The organism is Verminephrobacter aporrectodeae subsp. tuberculatae At4, assembly GCF_000193225.1.
Classification (GTDB): Bacteria; Pseudomonadota; Gammaproteobacteria; order Burkholderiales; family Burkholderiaceae_C; genus Acidovorax; species Acidovorax aporrectodeae.
On the sequence record NZ_AFAL01000470.1, the window covers coordinates 1 to 1653 of the forward strand.

Annotated in this window: 2 protein-coding genes; both read left to right on the forward strand. The window is 70.7% G+C overall.

Annotated features, from left to right (window positions below):
- A partial coding sequence (locus VTU_RS0115155; RefSeq protein ID WP_010105641.1) for a bifunctional chorismate-binding protein/class IV aminotransferase occupies positions 1–1144 on the forward strand: 1144 nt, incomplete at its 5' end.
- Between the two features lie 27 nt (positions 1145–1171).
- Positions 1172–1531, forward strand: a complete 360-nt coding sequence (locus VTU_RS0115160) for a (2Fe-2S) ferredoxin domain-containing protein (RefSeq protein WP_010105642.1) — start codon at positions 1172–1174, stop codon at positions 1529–1531.
- Positions 1532–1653 lie beyond the last annotated feature (122 nt).

Sequence of the window (1653 nt, forward strand, 5' to 3'; positions counted from 1 at the left end):
CGCGCAGCTGCGCAGCGCGCCCAAGGAACGCGCCGAGAACGTGATGATCGTCGACCTGCTGCGCAACGACCTCGCGCGCATCGCCCTGCCGCACAGCGTGCGCGTGCCCGCGCTGTTTGCCACGCAGGCCCTGCCCACGGTGTGGCAGATGACCTCGGACGTGCGCGCGCGCACGCGGCCCGGAACCACGCTGACCGACATCTTTGCCGCGCTCTTCCCCTGCGGATCGGTCACCGGCGCGCCCAAGGTGCAGGCCATGCGCATGATCCGTGCGCTCGAGCCCGCGCCGCGCGGCGTGTACTGCGGCGCCTTGGGCGTGGTGCGGCCGGCAGGCCCCGCAGGGGCCGACGGGCTGTGCGCCGTGGCGGCCACGTTCAACGTGCCCATCCGCACCGTGGTGCTGCACGCGCAGGGCGAGCAATGGCACGCCAGTTGCGGCATTGGCAGCGGAATCACCGCGGATGCGCAGGCCGACGCCGAATGGAACGAGTGGCAGCACAAGCGTGCCTTCGTGGACCGCGCCAGCGTGCCGTTCGAGCTGCTGGAAACCCTGGCCCTCGATGGCGGGCAGCTGCGCCACCTGCCCGAGCACCTGGCCCGGCTGCAAGACGCTGCGGCGCATTTCGCCATTCCATGCGACGCCGCCGCCATGCAGCGCTGCCTGCGGACGCTGACCGAGAGCCACCCTGCGGGAGCATGGCGCGTGCGCCTGCTGCTCGACGCCACGGGCACGCCCCGGGGCGAGGTCTGCGCGCTGCCACCCACGGCCGAGCCCGTGCGTCTGGCACTCGCCGACAGACCGTTCATGGCGGCGCACAGCGAATTCGTGCGCTACAAGACCACGCGCCGGGCGCATTACGCGGCCCTTGCGCCCACCGCGCCCGGGGTGTTCGACACGCTGCTGTGGAACGCAGCCGGCGAGATCACCGAGAGCACCTTCGGAAATATCGCCGCGCTCGTGGACGGCCGCTGGGTGACGCCGCCGCTCGCGTGCGGCCTGCTGCCCGGCGTGGGCCGCGCCGTGGCGCTGCGCGAGGGGCGCGTCGTGCAGGCCGTGCTGCGCCTGGCCGATATTCCGCGGGTGCGCGGCTGGGCGTTCATCAACAGCCTGCGCGGCTGGCTGGCGGCCACGCTGGAGCGCTGATCGGGGCCGCAAGTCTAGAATGCGCGCATGAGCAACACCTCTTGCGAATCGGCCGCGGCGCCAGGCTACTACCAGCACCACATCTTTTTTTGCCTGAACGAACGCAGCAACGGCGAGGCCTGCTGCGCCCGGCACAACGCCCAGGCGGCGTTTGACCGCTGCAAGGCCCAGGTCAGGGCGGCCGGGCTCGCGGGTCCCGGCAAGGTGCGGGTGAACAAGGCGGGCTGCCTGGATCGCTGTTCCGCAGGCCCGGTCGCCGTCGTTTACCCGGAAGGCGTCTGGTACAGCTACGTGGACGCCGACGATATCGACGAGATCGTCGAATCGCACCTCAGGAACGGCCAGGTGGTCGAGCGTCTCGTCACGCCCGCGGAACTTGGACGCTGATCCAGTCTCTCCCTCCCTGCTTTCTGAATCCGAATGACGCCCCGGCAACCAGCCGTCGGGCAACCAAGCCGTGAATTCCCAGACCGAACACCTGACCCTGTCCGGTGCCGCAGGCGCCATCG